Below are 5,148 nucleotides of genomic sequence, written 5' to 3' on the forward strand. Positions count from 1 at the left end.
CCGGCCCGGCACGCGGCCGGAGCACGCCCGCCCGGGCCTGGTAGAACCGACGCATGGCACGCACCAGTCGCGAGCAACACCCGGGTCGACCGGGACCGCCCTGATCGAGTTCATCCGCCCCCGGCACCGGGTCCTGCTGATGACCACCCGGTCCGACGGCCGGCCGCAGTCCTCGCCGGTCTCCTGCGGCGTCGACGCCGAGGGCCGGCTGGTCATCTCCACCTACCCCGAGCGGGCGAAGGCGGCCAACATCCGCCGCGACCCGCGCGTCTCCGCGTGCGTGCTCTCCGACGACTGGAACGGGCCCTGGGTCCAGGTCGACGGCACCGCCGAGGTGCTCGACCTACCGGACGCCCTGGAGCCGCTGATGGAGTACTTCCGCAGCATCTCCGGCGAGCACCCGGACTGGGACGAGTACCGGCAGGCGATGGTCCGCCAGGGCAAGTCCCTGATCCGGGTCACCATCGAGAACTGGGGGCCGATCGCCACCGGCGGCTTCCCGGCCCGGCTGGCCGACTGAGCCTCAGTACGCAGCGGTGAACCGCATGTTCTCGAAGCGCGGGTTCTCGATCTCGTCGACGATGGCGACCGCCAGGTCCTCGTAGGTCAGCACCGAACGGCCGCCCTCGTCGACCACCGGGTGCTCGGTGCCGGTGCGGTAGCGGCCGGTCCGCTCGCCCGGGTGGAACTCCACCGGCGGCGGGGACAGATAAGTCCAGGTCAGCCCGTCGGCGCAGGACCGGTAGAGGGCGAGGGCGTCGGCCTGGCCCAGCGCCGCGTCCCGGTACTCGTCGGGGAAGTCCGGCTCGTCGAGGAGCGGCGTGTCGTTCGGCGTCAGCAGGGTCGCCCCGCCGCCGACGTGGATGAGCCGGGGCGGGTTCGGCACGTCCCGCAGGACGGTGACCAGGTTCTCCGCCGCGTCGCGCCAGAGCGCCCGCTCCCCGCCGCCGATCGCCACCACGATGACGTCGGCGTCGGTGGCCAGCTCCCGGACGCTCTGCGCCGAGGTGGCGTCCCCGGTCACCACCTTCACCCCCGCGGGCAGCCAGGTGAGCGCCTCCGGGCGGCGGACCGCCGCCGTGACCCGGTGCCCCCCGACCGGCCGCCTCCGTGACGATCCGCGAGCCCGCGGTGCCACCGGCGCCGTACACCACGACATTGCTCATGCCGGCACTCCGCTGCGGCCGATGGCCCGCTCGCTGCGCTTGCTCATGCCGTCCAGGCTATGGACCGCTCCGGCCGCCCGTCGGCGGAACGGCTCAGTCGACCAGGGCGGAGTAGACCAGCTGGCGCAGCTGCGAGCGCAGCGGGTAGGTGCTCGACGGCATCAGCTGGGTGAACAGCAGCGCGGTGACCTCCTCCACCGGGTCGACCCAGAAGGCCGTGCTGGCCAGGCCGCCCCAGTAGTACTCGCCGACGCTGCTGGGCACCCGGGCGGGCACCGGATCCTGCACCACGGCGAAGCCCAGGCCGAAGCCGATGCCGTCCAGCACCGTCTCGGCGAACCCCTCCGGCTCGAAGGACGCCAGGTCGCCGCCGCCGGGCAGGTGGTTGCGGGTCATGTAGCGCACCGTGCGGGGCGCGAGCAGCCGTACCCCGCCCAGCTCGCCGCCGCGCAGCAGCATCTGGGTGAACCGGTGGTAGTCGGCGGCCGTGGAGACCAGCCCGCCGCCGCCGGAGAGGCAGTCGGGGCGGTTCAGCGCGGCGGCCCCGATCCGGTCGACGCGGACCGCCTGCCCGGTGCCCGGGTGCGGAGTGTAGAGGGCGGCGAGCCGCTTGGCGTCCGGCTCGTCGACCCACCAGCGGGTGTCGGTCATGCCCAGCGGGGCGAGGATCCGCTCGGTGAAGAACGCGTCCAGGCTCTGCCCGGAGACCACCTCGACCAGCCGGCCCAGCACGTCGGTGGAGACGCCGTAGTTCCAGCCGGTGCCGGGCTGGAACATCAGCGGCAGCCGGGCCATCCCGGCCGAGGCGCCGGCCAGGTCCAGTCCGGCCGGCACGCCCAGGTCGTAGCCGGCGGCGCGGTAGAGGGCGTCGACCACCGAGGTCTGCGCGAAGCCGTACGTCAGGCCGGAGGTGTGGGTGAGCAGGTGCCAGACCCGGATCGGCTCGATCGCCGGCACCGTGTACGCCTTGAGCGCCGAACCCTTGTCGAAGACCCGGACGTCGGCGAACTCCGGCAGCCAGCGGCTGATCGGGTCGTTCAGCTCGAAGTGGCCCTCCTCCCAGAGCATCATCGCCGCGACGGAGGTGATCGGCTTCGTCATCGAGTAGATGCGCCAGAGCGTGTCCCGCTCCACCGGCGCGCCGGCCTCGGTGTCCCGCATGCCGTACGTCGAGGAGTGGGCGATCTCGCCGCGGCGGGTGACCACGATCTGCCAGCCGGCGAGCCGGCCGTCGTCGACGTACCGGCCGAAGTGTTGGTCGATGCGCGCGAGTCGCGCCGGGTCGAAGCCGATGAGGTCCGGGTCGGTGGTACGTGCCACGCTCACGTCGCCGAACCTACTAGTGCGGTGTCCACTAACGTTTGCCGGGTACTCGGTGGTTGTTGTGGATCCTCGCCTTGAGGGGCGAGCGACTCCCTACCGGTTGGTGGGGCGGGCCTCCGCAGGCCAACTGATCCTCGCGCCGTCCGGGATGGGCGGCGGGGGTCACGTCGGGATCGGCCGGCACCGGGTAGGTGTCGTCCGGCTCGACGGTGCGTGAGCACCTGTGGCAGCACAACCGCTGCCTCGGTGGTGGATCCGCCGCCCGGGACGCGGGTGGCGATGGTGGCTGCCGCGACCAGGTCGCGGTGGCCGGAGAACGCGCAGTGTGGGCAGGACAACGCCCTGCCCCGGGGTTTCGGGACTCGTCTGCGGCAGGTGGGGCAGGTGGACGAGGTGCCGCGCTCGTCGACCAGGCGGACGGTGATACCGGCCAGGGTGGCCTTGTCGGTGAGGACCTGGATGAGTCGTCCGATCTGCCACTGCCGCAGCCGCAGGTTGTGCCGCCGCCCGGCGGGGATGTCGAGGACCCCGCGGGGGTCACCAACGTGGAGCACACCGACCTGCTGCTGCACCGCCCACGAGACGACGGTGCGGGCTGCCTCGTGCTGGGCTTGGCGGATCCTGCGCCGGTGCCGGCCCTGCACGAGGCGGGCTCGGCGCCGGTACTGCCTCCACCGGCGCGACCCCTGCTGGCCGGGCTTCGGCGCCCGAGCGGCGACGGCACGATGCCGGGCTTTGGTGTCGGCCAGGTGCATGCGGTGCTCGGCGCGGATCGCCCGCCCGGACACCAGCAATGCCTGCCCGCCGGGACCCGCGACGGCGTAGGGATGGATTATCCCCAGGTCCACCCCGGCGACCCGGGCCGGGTCCGGTTGTTCCCCGGGGCCGTAGACCATCACCGGCACCTCAGCGGTGACGTCGAGGAACAGCCGCCCACCCTCGCGCAGCAGGGTGATCGAGCGGACCTGCTCGAGCGGGTAAGGCACCTCCCGCGCCAGACGCACCCACAACGGCGCCGTGCCCCTGGCGGTGGGAATCCGCACCCGCTGGCCGTCCATGGCGAACGTGCCGTGATACCAGCGCACCGGCACCAACCCCCGCCGCCGGCGCGGAAATCGCGTGGACCCATCACCATCCTTGCGCCGTTTCGCCGCGCTGAACCAGGCATCCGAGAAACGGCGCAACACCGACCGCGCCCCGGTGGAATCGAGTTCGGCGAAGACGCCCGGCCCGGATGTCGCCAACTCGCTGCACAGCTGCTGATAGCCGACCAGCGGCGCGTCGCCGCGACGGCGTCGCCACGAGTTGACCTCCAACACACACGCCCAAACATCACCCGCCGAGCGCAGCAGCCCGAAACACCGCCGCCGCTGCCCCGACGTCACCCGCAACGCCAGACGAGCCGTGCGATGCACGACCCGCGGCGCGGCGAGATCCCGACGACGAGGCACGATTCGAAGCCAACACCACCCCTACGACATTTCCCAACCCAGAACAATCCGGCCAACGTTGCTGGACACAGCACCAGCCGGTACGCGGGCGGCGGAAGGCCCACCGCCGCTGTCGGTGCCGCCGCATAGGGTGGTGCGATGCCCGAGCCGACCGAGGACGTCACCTTCCGCCAGCAGGACTGGTACGCCGAGGAACTGGTCGACCGGCACTTCGTCAACTGCGTCTTCCACGACGTCGACCTCACCGAGGCGGTCAGCCGGAACGCCTCGTTCACCGGGTGCACCTTCGGCAACGTGCGGTTCAACTCCTCCCGGCACGTCGACTCGGCCTTCACCCGCTGCGTGTTCCGGCGGTGCAACTTCTTCGAGGCGGAGTTCACCGGCTGCAAGCTGGTGGGCAGCACCTTCGACCAATGCGACCTGCGGCCGCTGCGGGTCGCCGGCGGCGACTGGTCGTTCGTCGCGCTGCCCGGGGCGGATTTGCGCGGGGTGAGCTTCACCGACGTGCGGATGCGGGAGGCGGACTTGACGGGGGCCAACCTGACCGCGGCGACGGTGACCGGCGTCGACCTCTCCGCCGCGCAGCTGCACGCCGTGCGGGTGGGCCGGGCGGACCTGCGCGGCAGCGACCTCACCGCGCTGGACCCGACGGCGGTCGAGCGGGCCGGCGCGGTGATCGACCCGGAGCAGGCGCTGGTGCTGGCCCGAGCGCTGGGCTTCGAGATCCGCTGATTCCGGTGGGACTCGGCTGGCTCCGAACCGGACGGGCGGCTATAACTGACAGGAAAGTTTCCGTTACTACCGCTTGGTAACGAACTGGAAACGCCCCTGCCCCCGCAGGTGGCGCAAGAGGCCGTTCGGATGAAAACGTGAGGCGGCTCACGCAGCGACCCGCGACCGCCGCGCGGGCGCGACCGTGGGTGGGGAGAGCGGAGAAGCGGTGACGGACGACGAGCCGAGACGGACGGGGTTCGACCGGGGCCTGAGCACGGCACGTCGGATCGCCCGGCACCGGCAACGTCGTCGGTGGACCGTCGAGGCGCTGACCGCCGTCGTCTGCCTCGCCGCGCTGGTGGCGTACCTCAGCATCGATCCGGAGCCCGAGCCGCGCGGCGACGACGCGGCGCTGCCCGGCGCGGCCTCCACGCCGGCCGGCCGCCCGACCGGCCTGCCCGGCCAGGTGACCGAGGCCGGGGTCGCGTCGCCGG

3 protein-coding genes and 3 pseudogenes are annotated in these 5,148 nt (G+C 72.5%); 3 read left to right on the forward strand and 3 right to left on the reverse strand.

Features of this window, described 5'->3' with window-relative positions; translation table 11 throughout:
- Positions 1–53: 53 nt before the first annotated feature.
- Positions 54–520: pseudogene (locus JNW89_RS26995) on the forward strand (PPOX class F420-dependent oxidoreductase).
- A 3-nt stretch (positions 521–523) separates the two neighbouring features.
- Here the strand turns inward: JNW89_RS26995 and JNW89_RS27000 are convergent.
- From JNW89_RS27000 to JNW89_RS27010, 3 genes and pseudogenes are all read right to left on the reverse strand, one after another.
- Positions 524–1,166, reverse strand: a pseudogene (locus tag JNW89_RS27000) (NAD(P)-dependent oxidoreductase).
- A 93-nt stretch (positions 1,167–1,259) separates the two neighbouring features.
- Complete coding sequence (locus tag JNW89_RS27005) at positions 1,260–2,492, reverse strand: serine hydrolase (protein ID WP_238451155.1); 1,233 nt, start codon at positions 2,490–2,492, stop codon at positions 1,260–1,262.
- On the reverse strand, positions 2,489–3,940 hold the full coding sequence (locus JNW89_RS27010; protein ID WP_309140033.1) for a transposase: 1,452 nt from the start codon (positions 3,938–3,940) through the stop codon (positions 2,489–2,491). The genes JNW89_RS27005 and JNW89_RS27010 overlap by 4 nt, the downstream gene beginning before the upstream one ends.
- 138 nt (positions 3,941–4,078) lie before the next feature.
- Between JNW89_RS27010 and JNW89_RS27015 the strand changes: the two genes are divergently transcribed.
- Both JNW89_RS27015 and JNW89_RS27020 read left to right on the forward strand, forming a co-directional pair.
- Positions 4,079–4,672, forward strand: a complete 594-nt coding sequence (locus JNW89_RS27015; protein WP_238451159.1) for a pentapeptide repeat-containing protein — start codon at positions 4,079–4,081, stop codon at positions 4,670–4,672.
- Positions 4,673–4,880: 208 nt separating this feature from the next.
- Positions 4,881–5,148, forward strand: a pseudogene (locus tag JNW89_RS27020) (hypothetical protein); the annotation flags it as partial.

Source organism: Micromonospora sp. 4G55 (assembly GCF_016803375.1).

Bases quoted from the DNA above. Each gene is read 5' to 3' on its own strand.
- JNW89_RS27015 (WP_238451159.1), top strand. From the start codon at position 4,079: ATGCCCGAGCCGACCGAGGACGTCACCTTCCGCCAGCAGGACTGGTAC.